Source organism: Piscirickettsia salmonis LF-89 = ATCC VR-1361, from assembly GCF_000297215.2.
In the GTDB taxonomy this organism is placed as follows: Bacteria; Pseudomonadota; Gammaproteobacteria; order Piscirickettsiales; family Piscirickettsiaceae; genus Piscirickettsia; species Piscirickettsia salmonis.
The window spans coordinates 9496-32810 of sequence record NZ_AMFF02000051.1; the positions used below are offsets into that span (position 1 = coordinate 9496).

General features: G+C 35.3%; 19 protein-coding genes. 18 read left to right on the top strand and 1 reads right to left on the bottom strand.

The features are described from left to right. Nucleotides 1-389: 389 nt before the first annotated feature. The gene (gene acnA / locus C200_RS05145; RefSeq protein WP_016209690.1) at nt 390-3077 is read left to right on the top strand and encodes an aconitate hydratase AcnA; all 2688 of its coding nucleotides are present in this window, start codon (nt 390-392) and stop codon (nt 3075-3077) included. Nucleotides 3078-3179: 102 nt separating this feature from the next. Here acnA and C200_RS05150 read toward each other — a convergent pair whose 3' ends face one another. Continuing rightward, a complete protein-coding gene (locus tag C200_RS05150; RefSeq protein WP_016209672.1) occupies nt 3180-3605 on the bottom strand; it encodes a hypothetical protein in 426 nt (141 codons plus the stop codon). A 513-nt stretch (nt 3606-4118) separates the two neighbouring features. Between C200_RS05150 and C200_RS05155 the strand changes: the two genes are divergently transcribed. The 17 genes from C200_RS05155 to C200_RS05235 all read left to right on the top strand — a co-directional run bounded on the left by C200_RS05155 (nt 4119) and on the right by C200_RS05235 (nt 23309). Next, nucleotides 4119-4958 (top strand): DotH/IcmK family type IV secretion protein, encoded by an 840-nt coding sequence (locus C200_RS05155; protein WP_016209676.1) that lies wholly within the window; start codon nt 4119-4121, stop codon nt 4956-4958. A gap of 2 nt (nt 4959-4960) precedes the next feature. After that, on the top strand, nt 4961-6160 hold the full coding sequence (locus C200_RS05160) for a TrbI/VirB10 family protein (RefSeq protein WP_016209666.1): 1200 nt from the start codon (nt 4961-4963) through the stop codon (nt 6158-6160). Nucleotides 6161-6165: 5 nt separating this feature from the next. Further along, a complete protein-coding gene (locus C200_RS05165) occupies nt 6166-7146 on the top strand; it encodes a hypothetical protein (protein ID WP_016209681.1) in 981 nt (326 codons plus the stop codon). Nucleotides 7147-7248: 102 nt separating this feature from the next. Continuing rightward, nucleotides 7249-8199: a hypothetical protein gene (locus C200_RS05170; RefSeq protein WP_230584173.1), complete on the top strand. Its 951-nt coding sequence runs from the start codon at nt 7249-7251 to the stop codon at nt 8197-8199. A gap of 26 nt (nt 8200-8225) precedes the next feature. Further along, nucleotides 8226-8648, top strand: coding sequence for a hypothetical protein (locus C200_RS05175; RefSeq protein ID WP_016209668.1), 423 nt, complete (start codon nt 8226-8228; stop codon nt 8646-8648). Nucleotides 8649-8711: 63 nt separating this feature from the next. Beyond that, nucleotides 8712-9215 carry a DotD/TraH family lipoprotein gene (locus C200_RS05180; RefSeq protein ID WP_016209695.1) on the top strand — a complete coding sequence of 168 codons (504 nt, stop codon included), beginning with the start codon at nt 8712-8714 and terminating at the stop codon, nt 9213-9215. An 85-nt stretch (nt 9216-9300) separates the two neighbouring features. Further along, nucleotides 9301-9954: a type IV secretory system conjugative DNA transfer family protein gene (locus C200_RS05185; protein WP_230584171.1), complete on the top strand. Its 654-nt coding sequence runs from the start codon at nt 9301-9303 to the stop codon at nt 9952-9954. Beyond that, nucleotides 9947-11053 (top strand): ATPase, T2SS/T4P/T4SS family, encoded by a 1107-nt coding sequence (locus C200_RS05190; protein WP_016209677.1) that lies wholly within the window; start codon nt 9947-9949, stop codon nt 11051-11053. Before C200_RS05185 ends, C200_RS05190 begins: the two co-directional genes overlap by 8 nt. A 20-nt stretch (nt 11054-11073) precedes the next feature. Beyond that, nucleotides 11074-11313 carry an IcmT/TraK family protein gene (gene icmT, locus C200_RS16075; protein WP_032126410.1) on the top strand — a complete coding sequence of 80 codons (240 nt, stop codon included), beginning with the start codon at nt 11074-11076 and terminating at the stop codon, nt 11311-11313. Between the two features lie 28 nt (nt 11314-11341). Then, nucleotides 11342-13645, top strand: coding sequence for a type IV secretory system conjugative DNA transfer family protein (locus tag C200_RS05200; RefSeq protein WP_052047060.1), 2304 nt, complete (start codon nt 11342-11344; stop codon nt 13643-13645). A gap of 8 nt (nt 13646-13653) precedes the next feature. Then, nucleotides 13654-14133: a hypothetical protein gene (locus C200_RS05205; RefSeq protein WP_016209692.1), complete on the top strand. Its 480-nt coding sequence runs from the start codon at nt 13654-13656 to the stop codon at nt 14131-14133. 2 nt (nt 14134-14135) lie between these two features. Then, a complete protein-coding gene (gene icmP / locus C200_RS05210; RefSeq protein WP_016209684.1) occupies nt 14136-15179 on the top strand; it encodes a type IVB secretion system coupling complex protein DotM/IcmP in 1044 nt (347 codons plus the stop codon). After that, nucleotides 15179-15760, top strand: a complete 582-nt coding sequence (icmJ, locus tag C200_RS05215; protein ID WP_016209688.1) for a type IVB secretion system protein IcmJDotN — start codon at nt 15179-15181, stop codon at nt 15758-15760. The genes icmP and icmJ overlap by 1 nt, the downstream gene beginning before the upstream one ends. Before the next feature lie 34 nt (nt 15761-15794). Beyond that, nucleotides 15795-16217, top strand: coding sequence for a type IVB secretion system protein IcmW (gene icmW, locus C200_RS05220; protein WP_016209679.1), 423 nt, complete (start codon nt 15795-15797; stop codon nt 16215-16217). Nucleotides 16218-16219: 2 nt separating this feature from the next. After that, nucleotides 16220-19228: an ATPase AAA gene (locus C200_RS05225; protein ID WP_016209670.1), complete on the top strand. Its 3009-nt coding sequence runs from the start codon at nt 16220-16222 to the stop codon at nt 19226-19228. 1 nt (nt 19229) lies between these two features. Next, nucleotides 19230-20051: a hypothetical protein gene (locus C200_RS05230; RefSeq protein ID WP_016209689.1), complete on the top strand. Its 822-nt coding sequence runs from the start codon at nt 19230-19232 to the stop codon at nt 20049-20051. A gap of 39 nt (nt 20052-20090) precedes the next feature. Further along, entirely contained in the window at nt 20091-23309 is a 3219-nt protein-coding gene (locus tag C200_RS05235) for a DotA/TraY family protein (RefSeq protein ID WP_016209678.1), read from the top strand. The last annotated feature ends 6 nt before the right edge of the window (nt 23310-23315 follow it).

Below are 23315 nucleotides of genomic sequence, written 5' to 3' on the forward strand. Positions count from 1 at the left end.
TCGCGTTTTGCTCGGCGATTTTGCATCATTGGATGTGCAAAATACCTACCGAGGTAGCGACGCTTACGGAGATAGCGCCTTAGCTGGACCTGATCATGGCTTTGAATAAGTTGTGGTCATAAATTAAGTTTAATTGCTTGTCGTTATTGGCTTTTTTATGTTAGATTTTCTTAGTCTTAATTATCTGGCCCTGCTATTTACCTCAAAAGCTAAAATATCAACTACACTTTCCCCCTAGAGATATGTTTCTTAAATGATTGGCCCGCGGCTGCATGCCTGTAACATTTGCTAACAAGCATGTAAGCGTAAGTGCTTGGTGTTCGACACGAAGAAGCGTACAATGTGTAACACTAAATTATAACAACTCTATCCGTTGAGGAGGGGATTTTATGACTGCCGTAGGAAAAGATGCTCTAAATACGCGTAAGACCTTAGAAGTCAAAGGCAAAGCGTATGATTACCATAGTATTAAAGCTGCTGAAAGCTCAGGTCTTGGGGATGTATCTCGTTTACCGTTCTCATTGAAGGTGTTATTAGAAAATTTATTACGTTTTGAAGATGATGGTGTAACGGTTTCCATTGATGATATTAAAGCTCTGGGTCAGTGGCAAGAAAAGCGTCAATCGTCCCGTGAAATTCAGTATCGCCCGGCACGGGTATTAATGCAAGATTTTACTGGGGTGCCCGCTGTTGTTGATTTGGCGGCAATGCGTGATGCGGTAGCCAAAGCCGGGGCAAACCCAACGGCGATTAATCCATTATCACCGGTTGATTTGGTGATAGACCACTCGGTTATGGTTGATGCCTATGCCAATTCAAGTGCATTTAAAGCCAATGTTGATATAGAGATGGAGCGTAACCGTGAGCGTTACGAGTTTTTGCGTTGGGGGCAGAAGGCCTTTGAAAATTTCCGTGTAGTACCCCCAGGAACGGGTATTTGTCATCAGGTAAACCTTGAATATTTAGCAAAAGCGGTGTGGACGTCTGAAAATGATGGACGCACGATTGCCTATCCAGACACTTTAGTTGGTACTGATAGCCACACGACCATGGTTAATGGCTTAGGTGTTCTTGGCTGGGGTGTTGGTGGTATTGAAGCGGAAGCGGCGATGCTAGGTCAGCCGATTTCTATGTTAATTCCAGAGGTGGTTGGCTTTAAATTAACGGGTAAATTAAAAGAAGGCATTACAGCGACAGATTTAGTATTAACTGTTGTGCAAATGCTGCGTCAGCAAGGGGTTGTGGGTAAGTTCGTTGAGTTTTATGGCCCAGGCTTAAATGATTTGCCATTAGCGGATCGGGCAACGATTGCGAATATGGCGCCTGAATATGGGGCGACGTGCGGCTTTTTCCCAGTTGATAAAGAAACGATTAATTATTTAGAATTGTCTGGTCGTGAGGAAGAAACGATTGCCTTAGTTGAGGCCTATGCAAAAGCTCAAGGCATGTGGCGTGATGAAAATACAGCAGATCCAGTCTTTACGGCAACGCTTGAGCTCGATTTAAACTCTGTAGTCCCTAGTTTAGCCGGTCCCAAGCGCCCACAAGATCGTGTAGAGTTGCCTAAGTTACCTACTGCGTTTGATCAACTGGTTGCTGATCAAGGCAAGGCTGATGAGCTGGATAAAGCTGTTGCGGTAGAGGGTAATGGTAATTACGAGCTATCTCATGGTGATGTAGTGATTGCTGCGATTACTTCGTGTACGAATACATCGAACCCGAGTGTCTTGATGGCTGCAGGCTTAGTGGCTAAAAAAGCACTAGAAAAAGGTTTAATTCGTCAGCCTTGGGTGAAATCATCACTGGCTCCTGGGTCTAAAGTTGTTACTGAATACCTAGAAAATGCTGGCTTACAGACCTATTTAGATCAGCTTGGTTTTAACTTAGTTGGCTATGGTTGTACAACCTGTATTGGTAATTCTGGACCTTTATTGCCCGAAATTGAAAAAGCCATTGCCGATCATGACCTGACCGTTTCTGCGGTACTTTCAGGTAACCGTAATTTTGAGGGTCGGGTGCATCCATTTGTTAAAGCGAATTGGTTGGCTTCTCCTCCTTTAGTCGTGGCCTATGCGTTGGCTGGAACGACACGCAAGAACCTTGAAGTGGAGCCGATTGGTCAAGATAAAAACGGTAATGATGTTTATTTACGTGATATTTGGCCAAGCAATAGTGAAGTGGCGGCGGAAGTTGCAAAAGTCAGCCGTGCGATGTTCCAAAAAGAGTATGCTGAAGTCTTTGCCGGTGATGAAAATTGGCAGAATATTCCAGTTGCAGAAGGTCAGACTTATAAGTGGAACTCAGAGTCGACTTATGTACAAAATCCACCGTTCTTTGAAGGCTTAGATAAGCCGGTTGCGGCAGTTGAAGATATTAAAGGTGCGCGCCCGTTAGCCATTTTAGGTGACTCGGTAACAACAGACCATATTTCTCCGGCAGGCGTAATTAAGGCCGATAGTCCAGCAGGGGCGTATCTAAAGTCGCATGGAGTGGACAATAAAGACTTTAACTCTTATGGCTCACGCCGTGGTAATCATGAAGTAATGATGCGTGGAACATTTGCTAATATTCGTATTCGCAATGAAATGGTGCCCGGTGTTGAAGGTGGTTATACACGCCATATTGTTGGCGAGCAGTTGTCGATTTATGATGCAGCAATGAAGTACCAGAGTGAAGGCACGCCACTGGTTGTTATTGGTGGTAAAGAGTATGGTACAGGCTCTTCACGTGACTGGGCTGCTAAAGGTACACGTTTACTTGGTGTTAAAGCGGTAATCACTGAAAGTTTTGAGCGTATTCACCGTTCTAATTTGATTGGGATGGGGGTGTTGCCCTTACAATTTAAAAACGGCCAGGATCGTAACAGCTTAAAGCTTGATGGTACAGAAACCTTTGATATTACTGGCCTGAATAGTTTACAAGCCGGTCAAGATATCAGTGCGGTGATTCATCGTCAGGATGGCTCGAGTGAGAATATTACCTTATTATGTCGTATTGATACGGCGAATGAAGTGGAATATTATCGCACTGGTGGTATTTTGCATTATGTATTACGGAATATGATGAAAAATGGTTAATTAAAATAACTAAATTATATCTTTAATATTTTTATATTAAGTTAAAATATTAAGCTAAAAGCCAGCAAAAGCTGGCTTTTTTATTATATTTAATTTATTTTTTTATTTTGAATCGAATTGACATTCAGCTGCGTAATTGTTGCTATTAATGCACGAGCCTCCATCACATTTTGCATAGGTGGATGTATTATCACCATAAGTTTCGTTGAGTAATTCAATTGAGGTAACGTTATTTGAGACAAAAAGTGCTTCATACTCGCAGGCCGGGTTTACATTATTACGGCAGCGAAGGACAATGACGTTATGTCCACTGTAGCTAGTACCATCGATATTACATGTTCCTGATTGTGAAGAACTAGGTATATTTGCAGTGATTGGTGAATCCCCGGATTTTACAACAGTTGAGTCATCAGCAGCGAGTTGAGCAGCATACAAAGTTGTTCCTGCATCCAATGAAAATTGAACTGATTGGGCGCTAGTAATTATAGGGAGGCTGCATAGTAGTGAGAAAGCTAATTTTTTTAACATGGTAAGTTTCCTATTTAAATTTAAGTTAATATTTTTATTAACAATTTATTAAATTAAAAGAATTAATAAAATAATCTGTTTTGTCATATTTTATCTAGTGGCTAAGATACAAGCACTTCAAGCTTAGGTATCTATATGGGGAATATTCTATTGATATTTTCTTTCATAACCACATAACCATAACATCTGTTTTTCTTATTTTTGTTAGATTGTAGTAAAAGATAAATGTGTTTATGTTGTTATTATTTGTGAAAATATATATAAGTAAAAATATTAATATTTTTATGTTTGTTTATTGTTAAATAAATTTATTACCATACAGACACTATTGGCAGTTTATTGAAATATAAAAAAAGTAAGAATATATCCATATTGAGTAAATAAATAAAATTTTATTGATTGCTAATTATCCGGATGTTAGTTTTTGATCATATAATCAATTTGTTATTAATTTAATCTCGATATTAATTGGATTTTTTTAGTAAACATTTAAGTAGTGGCTGTAGTAGGTTTGTGAAAAAGTGTAGATTAGCTAAATTATTTACTATTATATTTTTTTCGGTACTGGGATGTTCATATGGATCATTAAGTGATGATTCTTTTAATTCTGTTGTAAATAATAATTTCCCTTTAACAACAGATCAAATCCAAAAGTATAAAGAAATATATAACGAGCAAAAAAAGGCTAAAGCCGCGCCTTCTGGTAATGCACCTAGTGAAAGTACGTCTTCTATTATTTCAGCAAGCCTTCACCCTGGTGATATTGAGCCTGTTATACGTACATTTAAGGGGATGATTACATCAATTGTTATGACTGATCAATTAGGAAAGGTTTGGCCAATTATCTCTTATAGCTTAGGTGATCCTGCAAGCTTTAATATTCAATGGAATAAAACCAGTGGTGTGCTTATGGTACAAGGATTAAAAGATTATGGGCAGGCAAATATTGGTATCATGTTAAAAGGCTTGGATATCCCGGTTATGCTGTCTTTAGTCTTAGGACAGAAGAAGTGGGATTATTTAGATTATATTCGAGTTCAAAGTTATCAATCAGCTGCGGATGCACTTGCAGGAACAACACCTCATGCACCAAGCAATTTAATACAACTTCTTAATGGTATTCCACCACAGGGTGCAAAAGAATTAAAAGTAACAGGAGGTTCCGCACAAGTTTGGTCTTATCAAGGTAAGTATTTATTATTAACTATGGGAACATTGATATCGCCACAGTGGCAAGCAAAGCAAAGCAGCACGGGCCCTTCAGCATCAAATGCTTATCAATTACCAGCAGCACCATCATTGTTAATTTCTATGAATGGTGTGCTGCATAATATTACTGTTGCGGATAGTTAATCATGAAGGCTATAAAAAAAATTAAAAGCTTTTTATCAAGTTATCCAAGATTTAGAATGATTTTGATTTTTATTCTAGTAATTACGCTGTTTGTTTTAGTTATAAATAATTTGACTGAGACGAAAGCCGAAGCTCAAGATCAAGGATCTTATGCGGTTGAGCCCAGTATGCAAATGAGAGATAAAGCAACAAATTATACAAATAAAGTATATAACGAAATAAAAAATATTCATGAGAAAAATAAAATAAGACAAGCTGCAAATCAAGGGAAAACGATCGCTGAGCAATCGACTCAAGAAATTACCCCCGTCGTTGATCAAGATGGCGGATCACCTCGCTTAAGTGCACAAGATCAGCGTGTTGCGAAATTAACGAATTCTGCAGTATATAAGGAAATTGTAAAACGAGATGCGCTGCAAAAAAATTATAGTGAGCTTAAGAAAAATCAAAACCAAGGTAAAAATCAAGATAAGCAGAATTATTTAATGCAAGTTTCCCAAAAAGAGCGCAAGATGCAGAGCCAACTTCAAGGGATGGTGGGTGATTGGGATAAGGCTTCGGTACAGAGTAGTGTTGTTGGTCAGCTGCCTGCTCAGAGCACTACAGCAGGCCAACAAGGGCAGAACGCAGCAGCCAATATCATTGAAAAATCGGGTGCTATTTTATTTGCGGTACTTGATACGCAACTTAATAGTGATCAGCCAGGTACACCAGTTATGGCGACTATTATTCAAGGAAAATTTAAAGATGCAAAATTGCTAGGAAGTTTTAAGCGCGAAGATGATAAGCTGGTGATTAGCTTTGATCATATGTCATTACCTGCATTAGATCATAGTATTTCGATTAAAGCTTATGCAATTAATGCAACAACTGCACAAAATGCTCTTGCTTCTGATGTCGACAATCATTATTTGCTGCGTTATGGCGGACTATTTGCTTCAGCCTTTTTGCAAGGGTTTGGTGAATACTTTTCAGATACATCCAGTAGTTTATGTAATGGCTCGACAACTTGTATTGTCACTAGTGATCAAACAAGTGCAGCAACCGAGCAAACATCGAAAAAAGCGGTTTATTCTGGGTTGGGACAGGTTGGTACGACTCTGGGCCAACAGGCAGCGTCTGAATTTAATCGGCCACCAACGGTCACACTTAACCAAGGCGTTGGTATGGGAATTTTATTTATGTCTGATGTAAAGGCTTAGAAATTATGAATAGTTCAGCAGAAGATTATAGTTTTGATGACGAATTTAATATGGATGAAGATAAAGCAGACAATCATCCTAGTGATCCAACTATAGAAAGAAATAATAATACTATAAAGTCACGCTTTTTTTCACTGTGGGAAAATATTAGACCCATGTTGCACTATTATATTATCGCGTTAATTGGTTTTGTGATTGCAGCCTTTATGATGCATGGTGCTTATCGAACGCTTTACCCAGAGAAAAGTACAAATAAAAGTGATAGTAAGGATTTAAATTTTGCTCATGCTAACTCGAGTAATAAAAGTAATTTAACTGATCAATCTCATAGCAATGCTTTTACAACAATTAAGCAAGGCCATATTGTTTCAACATCGACAGCTGTTACTAATACTAATTCTAATAGTTTTCCTGAAAAGATAAATACTAATTATAACTATAGTCATAATAATCAATCACCAGCTACTAATAGCAGTCCTGATTTTTCTAACACTAGTATGGGCTCTAATGCTAGTACTGTTTTAATTAATTCAAAAGTTAACTCAAAATTAAGCTCTCTTGAGGATAAAATTACTCAATTAAATAAGAAAATTAATGGATTATATCAGCTAAATAGTGATAGTAAAATTAATAGTGATAATGTTAAAAAGAATATTGATGAAATTAATAAAAATCAAAATGAGCTATCTGTAGCGCTGTTTTCATTAAGCCAGGATTTGAAAAAGACGAATGACAGTCTTAATAATCTTGAATCTGTTATGAAAAAAGAAAGTAATCAGGTTAAATTATTGCTTGCTAATCAATATAGTCACCGTGAAAAACTAACTCTTAGAGCAATTATTACCGGGCGGGCTTGGCTTGTTAATAATAAAGGAGTCACTTTAACAGTAATTAAAGGCAGTGATATCCCAGGTTATGGCCATGTTGTGCGTATTGATGGTGATAAAGATAAAGTTATCACAAGTTCTGGGTTTGTATTTGACTAGGCGAGATAAACTAATATGTTAAAAAAATATTCAGTATTATTAGTTAGAAAAATACCAGTTATAGTTATTCTGCAATTAGTGATTACTGGATCTTGTTATGCCGTGACTACGGATAGCACATTTAGTTTTAGTTCGATGTCAAAAGACTGGCAGCACACGCTTCTTCATATTGCAATCTTTGTTGAATTTGCTTCTGCCATATCTGGTGTAGTCTTAGTTATTGTTGGTTTGGTAAAATTAAGACAAAATCAGGCAAATCAAGGCCAGCAGCAAAATACCATGGTGGGAACATCATATTTGTTTATTGGTGCACTACTTTTAGCCATTGGTAGTATTATTGTCGTTTTGAGTAATTCGGTTAACCCTGTTGATGGTGGCGTAACTAAAGGCATTCAGGACATTATGAGCTCTGCGTCATCGATAACCACACCGACTACAGTTTATGATGGGATTGTCGTTTATTTATTAATACCTTTTTTGCAAATTGTAAATATTATCGGGCCTGTTATTGGGTTAATTACTTTATGTGTTGGTGTGCATAGATTGCGTTATCATACTAATCCGCAGATGATGTCAATGCACCGGCGCTCACCTATGGCAACAGGGTTTTACTTTTTTGTTGGCTCTGTCTTATTAGCTCCTTTTTATCTTGTTCAAGCATTAAGTAGCTCGCTTTTTCAGACGCCAGAATTGATTAATAAGTACTGCGGTGGTGGTGAAGAGGGATTTTTATCTTATTTTGGTAATTTGCAAGATATGCAGTTGTTATTACTGTCTTCGAATGGTACGCCTTATTGTGCTCAAGTTTCACCAACAGATGTTACAGATAATTTATTGAAGCTAACTTATATCATTTTATTTATTGTTGGTTTTGTGTCTTTTTTACGTGGAATTTTTTTGTTAACTAAGTTGGGTGAACATATGGGGGGTGCGGAAGCTAGTGTGTCAAAAGTGGTTGCACATATTCTCGCTGGTATTTGTGCGGTAAATGCGAACGTATTAATTGATATTGCAAGTTCTAGTTATAATTTAATAACAGGCTTATCTGCATAATCATAGATATAGTATTGGAGATAATAATGAAGTTAATCAATAAAAAAATAATTAAAGTTTTATCTGTGGTTTTTTCTTGTATGTTACTTAGCATCAGCTTTGTATATGCAGCAGGTGGTGGTGGCACTACTAATACACAGACACTGACTAATCTATTTACCAGTTGGCAAGGGACCTTATTAAATATTCTTGTTTTTATAGAATTTGTTAGTGGCTTTGGTGGCGTTGTTTTAATTATTATGGGATTGTTTCAGCTGCGCAGTGGCCATTCCGGCCAGGGCGGCGGCCAACAAGTACAAACTAAGTCAGGCTTTATTTATATGACACTCGGTGGATCGTTATTAGTTGTAGGTTCTATTGCGGGTGTGCTTGGTCATAGTGCTAAGAAAAATATTACCGCTGATGTTGCCTCTACGCTAAGTGCATATACATTTAATACTACTACCTAATAGTAAGAGTAAGCCTCTGGCAATAATTATTTTAGCTATTTTATAAAAATCTTGAGATGGGTTATGAAGAATTTTTTAGTTATAACATGTTTTGGTATTGTAGTGATACTACAAGGTTGTTCTTCACAGCCCACACAAGTAGATCCGCAATTAATTACAGGAACACAACTAGAAAAAAATAAAGAAATTAAAAAGGCTTTGTTACAGGCGGTTGCACAGACGAGCAAAGCCTTAGCAAACTTATCGCAAATTAGGCGTGCTCAATATCCACAGCAACAGGTGATGCCATTTAAAAATATTCATAGTCGTGAACTTAATAAGAAAGTTTCTATTAACTGGTATGGACCAATTAATTCGATTGTTAAAAATATTGCTGAGGTAACAGGGTTTGATTATCAGGAGTTTGGTAAGCCGCCAAAACTTCCTGTACTAGTGAATATTAATTACCAGTCAATGCCAGCATTAACGGTGTTACAGAATATAGAGTTACAAGCAAATAATAAGGCGATGATTGAAATAGTGCCAGATAAAAAAATTATTAGCTTAAGGTATATGGCAAATGATTGATCATGCTTTATACACATTGGATCAGTTAAGTAATTTATCTAATAAGTCATCTTATTATGAGCAACAGCAACACTTGACAATACGTTTGCGTGCGGTAAAAGAAGCTGCTTTATCATTAGGGGCTCAAGCAGGTCTGGCAAAAGAATCTAAAATTATTGATTCTTTCTTGGTGAACTACACTAGTCAGCTTGATGAGATATTTGATTTTAATCAAATTTTAATAAGTGCTAATGTGCTGCCTCCTGTTATTTCTGATTCTATTAATTCGGTGAATGTCGGCAATGGTGCGCAGTCGATTCGTGCTGCAGGAAGAACTTATAAGATAATAAGCCAAGTTAAATTTGTAACTGCACCTCCTACTTGGCGTGATTATCTTTATATGGACTACTCAAAGCCGGAGCTGCCTAATAAAATTTTGTTACCTAAGGATAGCAAAGAGCAAGCACTTTGGCAGGAGAATATTTCTAAAGGTTGGCTACAAGGCACTGAGCAAGCATTAACTATTTACAAAATTAATTTAAATCGGTTGACTAGAGATTATACAGGAATGATTTTATATAATAAATTGTTGACCGAAGGGCTAGTTACTCCTGTATATATTGATAAAAAATATCAAGGAATTACAGGCGATAAAAATCATATTATGATTGATGATCAGACATTAAAAATTAAAAACAAACCTGGATTACAAACCAAGAGTAAATTTTGGCAGCCTGTTGTTGGTATTCATCATGAATAAATATATGCTAGATTTAGAGCCAGCATATTTTACACCGAATGAGTTTGATCGTTTATTAATTTTCTTACACGATCAAAAAGCTTCAGATATCACAATTCAGTCTGGTGAAAATGCAGTTGCTGATATTCATGGTTTATTATATAGAGTTACTAAGAGAAAATTCACACAGCAAGAAGTTTCAGACTTAATTAATCATATTTATGGAGCTAATGCGACGGCTCATGTACAAAGTGGTGTAGATTTAGATACCAGTTATCAATTAACTGATATGGCTCATGGTGTATTTCGCTATCGGGTTAATATTACTGCTTGTCAATTTAAAGGCTATAATGGACTGCAGGTGACTTTAAGAACAATTGCTTCTGATCCACCTATGTTGGGAAAAATGAATTTAACTGATGAGCTAATTGATAGCTTAAAAGTACCACAAGGGATTGTAGTAATTAGTGGAGCAACTGGATCAGGTAAAAGTACATTATTAGCCTCATTAGTCGCGAATTCTTTAGAGCAGGTAGATAGCCATTTAAAAGTATTAACGTATGAGTCCCCCATTGAATATGTTTACGATAATGTACATAAGCCTAGCTCTATTGTTAGTCAATGTGAAATTCCTAAACACTTACCGAGTTTTGCTGCAGGTGTTAGAAATGCATTACGTAGAAAACCAGGGTTAATTTTAGTGGGTGAAGCAAGAGATAAACCTACGCTTGAAGCGGTTATTGAAGCAGCTTTGACAGGTCATCCAGTATACACAACTGTTCATAGTAATGGTGTGATTGATACGTTTAGAAGGATGATTAATTTATTTAGTGCTGAAGAACGTCAGGCGCGTCTGTATGATTTAATAGAAACAGTGAGAGTTATTGTCTGGCAAGCCCTGGTCATTGATAAAAATGAAACACGCACTCCAATTAGAGAATATTTAGTAATTACTGATGAAATTAAAGAACGATTATATCAGGCAACAGCAGATAATATTATTCTTAGTTTAAAAGAATCGTTAATAAAATCAGGAAAAACATTAATTGATGATATTAAAGATAAATTATCGCTAGGATTAATTGATGAAAATTCAGTTAAAAAATTTATTTTGAAGTAATAATTAGGGGAGAAAGAGTTATGAGTCAAAACAGCTTATCAAGCCATTGGCGTGATTCGGCATTTTACCCAAAGTTTTATGTCTTAGATGCTCGAGTATGTTTTCCTTTTTTATTATTTTTTCTGCATATGCGATTAAGTACGTTGATGATATCACTTATTGCTGTTGTTTTTTTGGCTATTTTAAAAAAGTTTAATTTAAGTTTAAGTTCTTTTTTTATAGTGATCAGAGAAATTTTCACTGGTAGTAAAAAGAAATAAAATATAAACCTAATTAAAGATAACAATGATGAAAGTATTTCGTGGTGTAATTAAAAGTCAAGAGCAAGCACAATCACATGCAGTGCGTGATCTACGTGCTTTTCATCGACGTTTTGGTGATTTATTAGCAAGTCGTAATGGTGCTTGTGTTTGTATTATTGCTTGTTGCTTTTTAAGCTTTGTTTTTGAATATTTTTCTGATATTTTGCTTTTAGCAATGTTTCTTATTTTTTGGTTTTCAATGTGGTCTTCTTCCTCACTGCCATTTAAAAAGCCACTTTATTGCAAGGAGCTAGATAAAAATAACCCTCAACCAGGCAGTAATAAACCAGGTCAATCAGAAGGAATTTATTACTTTGGTAATGAAATAAATACGAGTAATGAACTTTGGTTTAATAACTCAGATATGAGGACTCATTGTTTAATATTTGGATCAACTGGTAGTGGTAAAACAGAAACTTTATTATCAATTTCATATAATGCTTTGGTCCAGGGCAGCGGCTTTATTTATGTTGATGGTAAGGGTGATAATTCTCTTTTTGCTAAAGTATTTTCTATGGTTAGATCCATGGGGCGAGAGGATGATTTATTGGTTATAAATTTTATGACAGGGGCAAGAGATATTATTGGCCCTCAGAAAGATATTATTTCTAATACTATGAACCCTTTTGCTGTAGGTTCATCTAGTATGCTCTCTCAATTAGTTACAAGTATGATGAATTCAGGTCAAGGAGGGCAAAGTGGTGATGGTGATATGTGGAAAGGCCGGGCGATTTCATTTATTGAAGCGCTGATGCGCATACTTGTTTATTTAAGAGATCAAGATGCATTGTTACTTGATGCGGGAACTGTGCGTAGATATTTTACGATTGAAGCATTAGAAGGTTTGTTTCATGATAGGAAAATACTGGATCAGTTAGGAAACGAAAGTACTTATGAAAAGGAAATTCCTTTTGATGTAAAAGATCCATTGTCTAATTACCTAGTAAGTTTGCCTGGCTATAAAATGGATAAAAAAGGTGAACAATCAGATAAAGTCTATGAACAGCATGGCTATATTATCATGCAATTGACGCGAATATTTGGATCACTCGCTGATGTTTATGCACATATTATTAGAACGAATTTAGCTGAAGTTGATTTTCGTGATGTCGTGTTAAATCGAAGGATATTGGTTGTTTTATTGCCAGCGCTGGAAAAATCTCCAGATGAACTTTCTAACTTAGGTAAGTTGATTATTGCCTCATTAAAGGCAATGCTTGCGGCTGGCTTAGGGGATAAAGTTGAGGGGGATTATAAGGACGTAATTGAAACAAAACCGACAAATTCGAATACACCTTATTTATGTATATTAGATGAATATGGTTATTATGCGGTTGAGGGTTTTGCAGTGGTACCTGCTCAGGCACGTTCTTTAGGGTTTTCTGTGGTTTTTGCCGGTCAAGATTTGCCAGCATTTCAAAAGGCTTCAAAGGAAGAGGCAGCGTCGATTTGTGCAAACACCAATATTAAAATATGTATGAAATTAGAAGATCCTCAAGAAACTTGGGAGTTTTTTCAAAAAACAGCAGGTGAGGCGTATGTCTCTGTTGCAAAAAGTTACAATGTTAATCAGAATTCTACGACAATGAGTTATCAAGATACCATGGAGGCGAATTTAGATAAACGCAACCGTGTAGATTTACTTGATTTAAAAGACCAGCGTGAAGGTGAGGCGCATGTGTTTTTTAAATCGAATATTATTCGAATGCGTTCTTTTTATGCTAATCCGCCAAAAGTGGAAAAATTAAAAATTAATCAGTTTCTGAAGGTCAAGCCGCCATCACGAGAAGAAGTTAAGTTTTTAAATTCAGTATGTTCAGTGAGTGATTTTAATATTGATATTGAAGATAATTTTGATCATATATCAGAAGATGATCAGCTGATTAATTTTTTAATTAAGAAAATAAATAGTAATATTCCACTAGATATAAACAAAGCATGCTCTATTATAGATGAAATAAAAGATTTTAATGAAGATGAGCCGGTTGAAGAAATTAGCGCAGACTTTATTCCTAAAAATGATATATTTTTGAATATTCCTTTGGAGGACCGAGTTGATAGTGTCTATTATGATTATGGGACTTCTAGTTTAGAAGATTGTTTGATTGATTATAAGCAGATTAAAAGTGCAGTTAATAAAATGGCAATTTTAAATGATATGCAAAAAAGTAAGGCAAATAATATTTCTAAAAATATTTTAGATAGAATATCTTATATAACTTGTTATGAGTTTTATGATAAGAAGAGCGATGTTGCTTCTATTATTGATAAAATAATAAAGAATCAATAGGTATTTGTATGACTAGTATCATTGATTTAGAAGTTGAAAAATTAAAAGTTTTATCAGAAAAATTAGGTGATCCATATATTCTTTATGGTTTTAAAAATTTAGATAAAAAAATAGATGACCTTTACTTGAATAAATTATACAGAGTCAGAACTTTGCATAAAGTATGTGATAAAATTTGCGAAAGCGAACTTGGTGATAGTGATGATGGAGAAGGCGAAGGCGAAGGAGGCAGTGATGGTAAAATATCACTATATGTATTACTGGTTTTATTATATTTAATTAATCCACGCAGAGCGATTCCTGTTTTTATTGACCATTTAATTTATCAAGATCCTGCTGAAAAATTAATAATAAAAAATTCAGAAATTTTAGGAATTGATGTTAGAGAGAAAAATAATAATACAGACTTAATGCTGTCAAAGAGCAAAAAGCCAGAAAACAAGCCAAGTACTCGAGATGGTTCACTGGATTATGGGGGGTGGTCATAGTCATGCAAAATAATGACCAAGGAGGTGTTCCTCACATAATTTATTACATAGTTGCAATTGCAATTGGAAGTTGTGCTATTTTTATTTATTTTCATGATGAGATAGTAGGTTTTATTTTAATACTTAAAATGTTTGAGGTTAGGTTAATAAACCTTGTAACTGGTCAATTACAAGATGTTATTGACTGGTCTAGCCATACGCCTATACAGGCTGTTACGGCAAATGATCTTTATGTGTTATCTAATAAAATTGGTTTGTTTTTTTGTTGGTTTAATATTTTTATAACAGTTATTTTAACTTTTTTATTATGGAAGTATCATCCAGGGAATAAACTTGCGACTAAACACAGTATGTCAACATTATTGGCTAATATGAAAGATTCATTTTGTGAGACGCGACCTATCATTGGTAAAAGCCTAAGTAAAGAGAGTATTAATAAAGGGTCTTGGAAAATGGCACTGACACCATTAGAGTTTATGAAGGCTAATAATTTATTAGATGATAATAAAAAGGTCAATGAAGGGCTAGCAAAAGAAATATTTATTAATCAACTTGGTAAAGCTTGGATAAATAAAGATGAACTGACAGAAATAGAGAAAGCTACCTTTGGTATTTTAGCAGCATTTTCATGTTATAAGCGTCAAGAAGCTGAGAAGGCAGCAAATGAAATTTCAATGTCATCACAAAATAAAAGTTTAAATTTAACTTTAGCTTTAGGTTTATTTAGTAAATTTAGCACTGCCGATTCCGTTGAAAAAGTGATTGTATCACATCAGTATGTTTATACTGTTTTTTCATCTCTTTTGGAAGAGGCTAGGCAAAGTGGCATTGTTTCAACAGCTCTTTTTTTATGGCTTAAATCTCAAGACAGATCACTGTGGTATTGCTTAAATAATGTTGGGCGTCAGGCAGTATTTATTGAGGGCGCTGCTATACGCTCACATTGGCTTGCTGAAAAAGCATTGGGAAATCCAATTGAAGTTCCTATGATTGATAAAGCAATTAGTGGTTTAAATGATGTATTTAAAACAGTGGAGATTGATTGATGTTGAATCTTTGCTTACAAGCGAATATAGGCAATTTTATTAAACATGAGCGTAGAAAGAGAAATAATAATTTTATTAAGTTATCTAAAAAAATAGCAGATAAATTTGAATATAATTGCAGTTATTGTGGCGTTAATTGTGAAAAATGGTATGAAATTGTTAATGCAGATGGAAATTATAAAAATAATCAACACAGTAATCTGGTTATTGCCTGTAAAGTGTGTAGTCAATGTTTATTAATTGATCAATATGATATTAACTACTCAGGAGAAGATAAACTAATTTACCTTCCTGAAATTAGTCAAGTTGAATTGAACTTAATGATGATCGCAATGGCTAAACTTGCTTCTGTGGATACTGAAAATAGTCAATTTAATAGTAAAGAAAATATTCTTTCTGTAAAAACATTGTATTCAAGTTTGAGTGAGCGGTCGGAGTTATTAACTAAAGTATGTCAAGTAGATATTAGCCACCCTGGATTCTTGAGTTTTATTTTTAAAGAAAATTTAAAAAATAATGAACTACTTTCTTCGATAAGAATTATTTTTTCATTGAGTCGGGTTTCTGGTTTTATTTCATGAATTAAAATTTTAATTTTTAAATTTGAGGTGAATGATGAGTTTGGAAAAAAAAGTTGCTGACTACTGGAAGTCCTATGGTAATAGTAACATTAACCATGCTTTAATAAACTTTGAGCATATAGAAGAAGATGAATATTTCATTGATGAAGACCAAGAAGAAAAAATATTAGAATTACTTGAATTTGCAAATGAAAATAGTCTGAAAGAGATTGATAGTAATTTGTTTTTTTCGCTTTTAAATTCTTTGCCAGCAGCTTATATGTTTTATGTAATTCATGAATTAAATAATAGTAATTCTGAATATGTTTCTGCATTGATATCAGAGGCTAGCAAAAAACAAGATGATGATCGCAGATTTTTTTATGATAGAAATGTGTTATTTGAAAAAATGCAGATTTTATCTAGAGTCTTTTCATCTGACCGTGTTAATAAGATGATTAGAGCATTAAGTGAGTAGTTATGGCATTAGTAGATTTCTTGTTTGATAATGTTGAAAGTTTTTTTGCATGGTCTTCGTTATTATTGAAACAGTCACATGCTTCTTATTGTGATTTGGAAACAGCAGATAGTCAGCATGTACTGGTTACTAAAAATGGCTCTTTAATCTCAGTGATTAAAATTGATGGCTTTAGGCGCTTTGTTGGTAAATCTGAATTTGATCAGCTTTGCCAACGTTTTGTAGAATCAATTCAAACTGCATTTTCTTCTGAAGGACATTTTATTCAAATTTATTTTAATTATAGTCCTGAAAATATATCTTATTATATTAATGAAGCGCTACATTCTGCTAAGGAAACTGCTGAGCGAGTTTGTCTTAGTATTGATGATATTTTTGAATCTAGAAAAAAAGTGCTTGAAGATGTTTGCTCTCATGAAGATTGTTTTTTTATCATATGGACTGAGCCATCTGCATTATCAACTAAGCACATTAAGAATGCATCGAAAGATAAATTGGATAAAATTAAATCATATAATTTACCAAATGCAAGACGTGCTGCAAATTTATTTTTAGGGTTACCTGAATTAAGAAATTTACATGATTCATTGATTAGCACTATGGTTGATGATTTACAACAAATCGGTTTTTATATTAAATTACTTGATGTTCATTCTGCTGTTTATGAAGCGCGTAATTCGATTGATCCTAATTTTACTGCACCAACATGGAAACCATTTTTGCCGGGAGATACGATTCCGGTGCGTTTACAGCAAGAATGTAATGATGATAAAAGTCGAGATATTTCTGATATTCTCTGGCCACCGTTATCATCACAGGTAATTCCCCGTGAAGGTGAAAATATTGACCTTAAAATGGCTCGTGTTGGAGATACAATTTATTCACCTCTTTATATTGAGCTATTTCCAAAAAGTACTAGACCATTTTATGATTTATTTAGACGTGCTGCATTGGCTGATTTGCCTTGGCGCGCATCGTTTTATATTGCAGGAAATGGCATTAAAGTTACTCAATCAAAAAAATGGTTGGCACAATTTTTAACATTTAGCTCTTATCACAATAAGCTGATTGTTGAATCACATAAATTATTAAAATATCTTGATGAGCGTGGTGATGATCCCATTATTAAACTAAAAATGGTTGTATTAACCTGGGCTCCTGCTGGAAAAATGCACTTATTAAAACAGCGTGCTGCTAAGCTTGCTCAACTTGTGCAGGCTTGGGGGGGGTGTGAGGTGAAAGAGTTTTATGGTGATCCTTATGGTGAAGTATTATCAACTACAGTTGCTGTTCGTAATAAAAGCACAGCAACAACAACAGGTGCGCCACTGTCTGAAGTTGTAAAAATGTTGCCGATTACGCGGCCGGCATCACCTTGGAAAAGAGGCGCTTTATTATTTAGAACGCCAGATGGTAAACTATGGCCGTATCAACCAGGCTCTAATCACCAAGTGAGTTGGATTGATATTATTTACGCACGCTCAGGATCAGGAAAGTCTGTATTGCTCAATAGCCTGAATTTAGGTTTGTGTTTATCTCCTGGTTTGTCACAGTTACCACGAATTGCAATTATTGATATTGGGCCGTCGAGTAAGGGATTTATTTCTCTATTAAAAGAGGGCCTTGCTTCAGAAGATAAAAACATAGTGATTTACCATCGTTTAAAGCTTGAGGATGGTCATGCGATTAATCCATTTGATACTCAGTTAGGTGCACGTTTTCCAACAAAACTACATCGATCATTTTTAATTAACTTATTAAGTTTACTTTATGTGGAACGGGTGAAAGATGACATTCCTAATGGCATGTCAGGAATGCTCAGTTTATTAGTTGATGAACTGTATCGGCAATTTAGTGATAGTGAGCAGCCTAAGCCTTATATTCCACATATGGATAGTTATTTAGAAGAAAAAATTAGCCAAATTAATATCGAAATTAATCCAGAGATGACATGGTGGCAGTTGACGGATAGCTTATTTGAAAAAGGTTACTTTGATTTGGCAATACGTGCACAAAAATATGCAATGCCGATATTGGCTGATACAATTTCAACAGCCCACTTTCATGGCATTAAAGATATTTATAGTAAAGTTTCGTTGCCAGGAACTCAGGAAGACTTTATTTCTGCATTTTGCCGAACAATGTCGGCGGTGATTCGTAACTTTCCAACATTAACGAGTCCGACACAGCTTAGTTTAGAAAAAGCACGAATTATTGCCTTTGATTTGGAAGATGTTGCGAGATCTGGCAGTGCAGCTGCAGAGAAACAAACGGCAGTTATGTATATGTTAGCACGACATGCAATGGCACAGCATTACTTTTTACGACATGATGATATTCGGTCTTTTCCTAGGAATTATCACCCTTATCATGAAGAGCGTGTACGCGAAATTTTAGAAGAGCCTAAGCGTATTGTATATGATGAATTTCATCGGACCGCGAATAGCCCTTCGGTACGTGAGCAAGTGATTCAAGATATGCGTGAAGGGCGTAAGTGGAAAATTCAGATTTCTTTAGCCTCTCAGGCATTACAGGATTTTGATAAGTTGATGGTTGATTTTGCAACCGGTGTTTTTATTTTAGATTCAGGCTCTACGCAAAGTATTGAAGAGACTTGTAAGACGTTTGGCTTAAATGAGACAGAAAAATATGCATTGGCGACACGAGTTCATGGACCTAAAAGTTCAGGGGCCACTTTTATTGCTCAGTTTGTAACGAAACAAGGAGTTAATACTCAGTTATTAACGAGTACCATCAGTGCCGTAGAATTATGGGCATTTAATACGACGACTGAAGATGTTTATATTCGTGAATCTTTATATAAAATTTTAGGCCCAGAAGAGGCACGAAGACGCTTAGCTATAAAATATCCAAGAGGAAGTGCAACAAAAGAAATTGAAGCACTGATTGATGAAAATCATGAATTAACGTTAGATTCAGCTTGTAAACTAGTATTAAAACAGCTGTTGAATGGGTTTTATGAAGATGATGAAAATAATAATGAGGTTTGATATGAAAAATAAACTTAAAGATAAAGTATATTATTTTAAAAAAGGTTTAGTTTTTTCCTGGATAGTATTGTTTTTGTCTTTTATAGTGCAAAGTTGTTTGGCGAACTCTTCATCTTCATCCTTAGCTGCTTTACAAACAGATTTAAATTTGATTATTAATAATCAAAATACAACAAATCAGTCACTGGCGACTGCAAATAATGCATTAAGTTCAGGGGTTCTTACGCAAGATTTAAAAAGTAGTGTTGAGGGCTGGTCTGGTCAAAGTAATACTGCTAAATTTATTGATTATCTTAATCAATTGACTAGTGCTACAACAACAAGTGATGGTAAAAGCCAGTCAGAACAGAGTTCTAACTATATTAATCAATTTCCATACAACCCTTACTATATGAGCCTAGTACAAGGCAATTACTATAGTGATGAGAGTGATGGTGGTGTTATTCCAGTAGGAATATCAACGCAAGCTAATTTTTTGGCGTCAGCAGCGCTTTCACAAATCAATGCTAATGATGTAACTAACCAAAATATATTAATTTCAGTGCAAGACCAGTTGAGCTCAGATTGGCTCAATGGCTTAAAGTCTTCAACACGAGATCAATTATTACGTAGTGTTTCCTTGCAATTATCTGTGAGTAACTTAATTAACTATCAACAGATTCAGCAGCAAAGAATAGACTCGCTATTGAAAATAGCAGAGATTTTAGATAATAAATCATTAGCTAAAAAAGTTGATAAATTAAGTGATATAGAGAAGACATTGGAAAAAATTAATATTAACTTAATGAAAATGAATAAAGTCTTAATTAAGAAAAATAATTAATTAATAGATAATGATAAAAAATACTATAAGGAAAACACTATGTCATTTGTAGTACCAGGTCCTTTAGATGATCAATCTGTTTATTTTCTTTTTCAGATATTTGGTAATGTTATTTATTGGGTATCTGGAACAGGAACAACAGATTTAGGTAAAGATACAACAATCATTCATTATGCTATATCTGCCTTTAATACAGGGTTAATGAGTGTTCTATTTGCAGTTTATTCAGTGGTTCTATTTGTTGGGACTTTAAATACCGCACATCAAGGTGAGTTTTTAGGGCGTAACTGGTCATCGTTATGGGCGCCACTACGTGGTGTTTTTGGGCCTATCGCGGTTGTGCCAATTAAGTATGGATTTTGCTTTATCCAATTGGTGTTACTGTATGGTGTTTTGGTTGGTGTACACCTCGCTAATCATGTTTGGAATAAGTTAGGAGTCGGTCTGGATCACACGGCAATTCCTGCAGTGCCAATCAGTTTATTAAATGATGTGAAAGTTGATGTGAGCAAAGGCGTGCTTTATGGTTCTATTCAGAAGGTTGCAGATGATTTAGGTTTGCAAACTGATAGTTTACCTGCAAATAGTATTGTCAATTCTGATAGTGGCACTAGCTATCAATGTGATCCGAGTAATTCCTCGAATAAATTTTATAATGTTGATGGCGTACCTACTTTTTGTTTAGATACTGAATCAACCTTGCCGTCTATTGATATGCCTAATTTAATTTCATCGGTAAATGGCTTATGTCAAGGGGATGATGCGGTATCCGCTTTTAGTGATTTTGCTTATGCGATGAATCTATTTTATGAGTCGCCTTATAACTATGGTGGTATGACAATAGCACATCCGGACTATCCAAACTTAACTAGTGCATTATTTAGTCAACAGTGTATTAACTCGATGACGATGTTATTAGGTAATCAATCGTCAACATCATATAATTATTATTATACTTTCCCGGTAGATGGTTATAGTCAGCAAATTGTTTTTAAATCATCTTTAGGTGATACTTTTTCAGACTCTAGTGATGGCAGTTCGGATAATACCATTTATGTTGAGGCGAATGGTAATATTGCTTTTAACTTCTCTAATCCAAATTATACCTCGGGAAGTGAGAACTCGTACTCTAAAGAAGCCAGTGAATATACGAACGATATTATTGATAACTTATATAATGACAATATTGATGACGCGAATAAAAACCTAAATGCTTATCTTGATAAACTAAATAATAACTTACTTAATTCTGTTGCTGATTCACAAGCAAATGCAGCTCAAGGTATTGCTGAAAATACAGATAGCTCAACATCATCAGATGGCGAAAGTTATTATGATAAATGTAAAAATTATCTAATCAGCTCAGATGATGGTAGTGCTGGCACTTTAAGCTTGCGTTATTTAGAGTGTTTAGAATTAGAAGAATCTGGTCAAACCTATGGCCTAAGTGATAATTCAGATCCTGATCATCCATTTAAAAGCTATATCAATAGCTGGTGGATAGGCGGTGAAAGTTATTTGGCTGTTGATAAAATAATGAACTATAACCTAGAACTTATTAAGGATAAATTAGATGCAGAATTGTCTTATCCGAATATGAATATATCATCAACAGTGCATTATAATGTACCAATGTCAGTACAGTTTTATCCTGTAGTTGATGGTTCAGTACCTGCATATCAAGATAGTTCTGGTGATACGCAATATGCGTCTGATGATGTTTCTAGTAATGAAGGGGAAAAATTTAGCGAATCTGCTGGCATCGTTTCGCAAACAAGTACGGTTCCAGATGGGATGAATTTATTTACAACTGACTGGAAAACAATGGTATCTCGTGCGGTTTATAGCTCAACTGCAAGTGTTGATTGCTCTCAAAATGGAGATGAGAGCAATCAAGCTCAGTGTGAAGCGACAAATACACTGTATACAAATCTTCTGGCTTTGCCGGATGATCTTCAGCTGCCTTTTGTTTACTTGTTTAATTTAATGTCTGCATCTTCAATAAGTCAACCTTTAGAAAAATCACCAAATGAAGTCACTTTCTTAAATAATCTATTTAGCTTTTTGATCGCCAATGGCGTATATCAAACAAATGATACTACTTCGGTGCCGGTTTATGCAGTAATAGATAAAATTTTTGGTAATTTAGCCGGTAATGGTACTGAAGGGGCCGGATTGAATGTTACTAGTATGATGGATGAGTTTTATCAGCTGGGTATGCCTACTGATGATTTATTTAGTAAAATTATGCAAGCTCAGCAAACGGGTGCTGATGTTGTACAGATGGTTCTTGATAGTTTTACGAGCATTCTTGATAATTATCAAGCAAAGTTTAAATCCATTGAAGCAGGTGCCAAAAATATAATCAATGATTATTCAATTGGTGCAGGTGTTGCCTCAGGTATTGGAGCGGTATTTGGCTCTAGCGCTATCAGTAGTGTTGGTGAGGTTACGGCTATTTTGGGTCAAACCTCAGTGCAGTTGTACATGGCTTCACAAATGGGGCAGCTTTCGGTGTCGTTAGCTTGGTTACCTCTGGCAATGATGATACTGGGTTCTTTATTTACTGCGGCAATTACCTTTATTGTGATGATGCCATTAATTCCTTATTTTTTATTTTGGGCTGGCACGATTGTCTGGGTGTTAAGTATTTTAGAAGGCTTAGTTGCGACGCCATTGGTTGCTTTAGCTTTAGTTTACCCTGAAGGGCATGAAATATTAGGGCATGGTACTGCAGGCATTAAAATTGCATTGAATATTATTTTTAGACCAGTACTAATGGTGATCGGTGTGATCTCTGCTATGGCATTAACTTATGTATTGATTACTTATTCTGCACAAGGGTTTCACCTTGTCGCTTCTTTATTATTAAGTAACTTCTCATCATCAAGTATTGTCCAAGGTATTGTCTCTTGTTTTCTAATTTTTATTTATTCGTCCTTTATGATGATTGCATTTAATAAATGCTTTTCAGTGATCTATCTCATTCCAGATAAAGTTTTTGATTGGATTGGTGCATCTTCAAATCATCGTGCCGGTGCGGATGACATTCAACAGTTACAAGGTAAAGCTGAAAATGCTGCAGGTCAAGCAGGCTCGTCAATGAGTAGTGGTGCAGAGAAAAATATCCAAGGTGAGAAAGAGAAAACACAAGCTGATGTCAGTGCAGATTCACAAAATATTCAAGTGGCACAAAAGGCTGGAGGTGCTGCAGGAAGCTTTGCCAGGGAAGAAGGCGGCGGCATGATGGGAGAGTGATATTAT

Bases quoted from the DNA above. Each gene is read 5' to 3' on its own strand.
- acnA (WP_016209690.1), top strand. From the start codon at position 390: ATGACTGCCGTAGGAAAAGATGCTCTAAATACGCGTAAGACCTTAGAA.
- C200_RS05150 (WP_016209672.1), bottom strand. From the start codon at position 3,605: ATGTTAAAAAAATTAGCTTTCTCACTACTATGCAGCCTCCCTATAATT.
- C200_RS05160 (WP_016209666.1), top strand. From the start codon at position 4,961: ATGAAGGCTATAAAAAAAATTAAAAGCTTTTTATCAAGTTATCCAAGA.
- C200_RS05165 (WP_016209681.1), top strand. From the start codon at position 6,166: ATGAATAGTTCAGCAGAAGATTATAGTTTTGATGACGAATTTAATATG.
- C200_RS05175 (WP_016209668.1), top strand. From the start codon at position 8,226: ATGAAGTTAATCAATAAAAAAATAATTAAAGTTTTATCTGTGGTTTTT.
- C200_RS05180 (WP_016209695.1), top strand. From the start codon at position 8,712: ATGAAGAATTTTTTAGTTATAACATGTTTTGGTATTGTAGTGATACTA.
- C200_RS05190 (WP_016209677.1), top strand. From the start codon at position 9,947: ATGAATAAATATATGCTAGATTTAGAGCCAGCATATTTTACACCGAAT.
- icmT (WP_032126410.1), top strand. From the start codon at position 11,074: ATGAGTCAAAACAGCTTATCAAGCCATTGGCGTGATTCGGCATTTTAC.
- C200_RS05200 (WP_052047060.1), top strand. From the start codon at position 11,342: ATGAAAGTATTTCGTGGTGTAATTAAAAGTCAAGAGCAAGCACAATCA.
- C200_RS05205 (WP_016209692.1), top strand. From the start codon at position 13,654: ATGACTAGTATCATTGATTTAGAAGTTGAAAAATTAAAAGTTTTATCA.
- icmP (WP_016209684.1), top strand. From the start codon at position 14,136: ATGCAAAATAATGACCAAGGAGGTGTTCCTCACATAATTTATTACATA.
- icmJ (WP_016209688.1), top strand. From the start codon at position 15,179: ATGTTGAATCTTTGCTTACAAGCGAATATAGGCAATTTTATTAAACAT.
- icmW (WP_016209679.1), top strand. From the start codon at position 15,795: ATGAGTTTGGAAAAAAAAGTTGCTGACTACTGGAAGTCCTATGGTAAT.
- C200_RS05225 (WP_016209670.1), top strand. From the start codon at position 16,220: ATGGCATTAGTAGATTTCTTGTTTGATAATGTTGAAAGTTTTTTTGCA.
- C200_RS05230 (WP_016209689.1), top strand. From the start codon at position 19,230: ATGAAAAATAAACTTAAAGATAAAGTATATTATTTTAAAAAAGGTTTA.
- C200_RS05235 (WP_016209678.1), top strand. From the start codon at position 20,091: ATGTCATTTGTAGTACCAGGTCCTTTAGATGATCAATCTGTTTATTTT.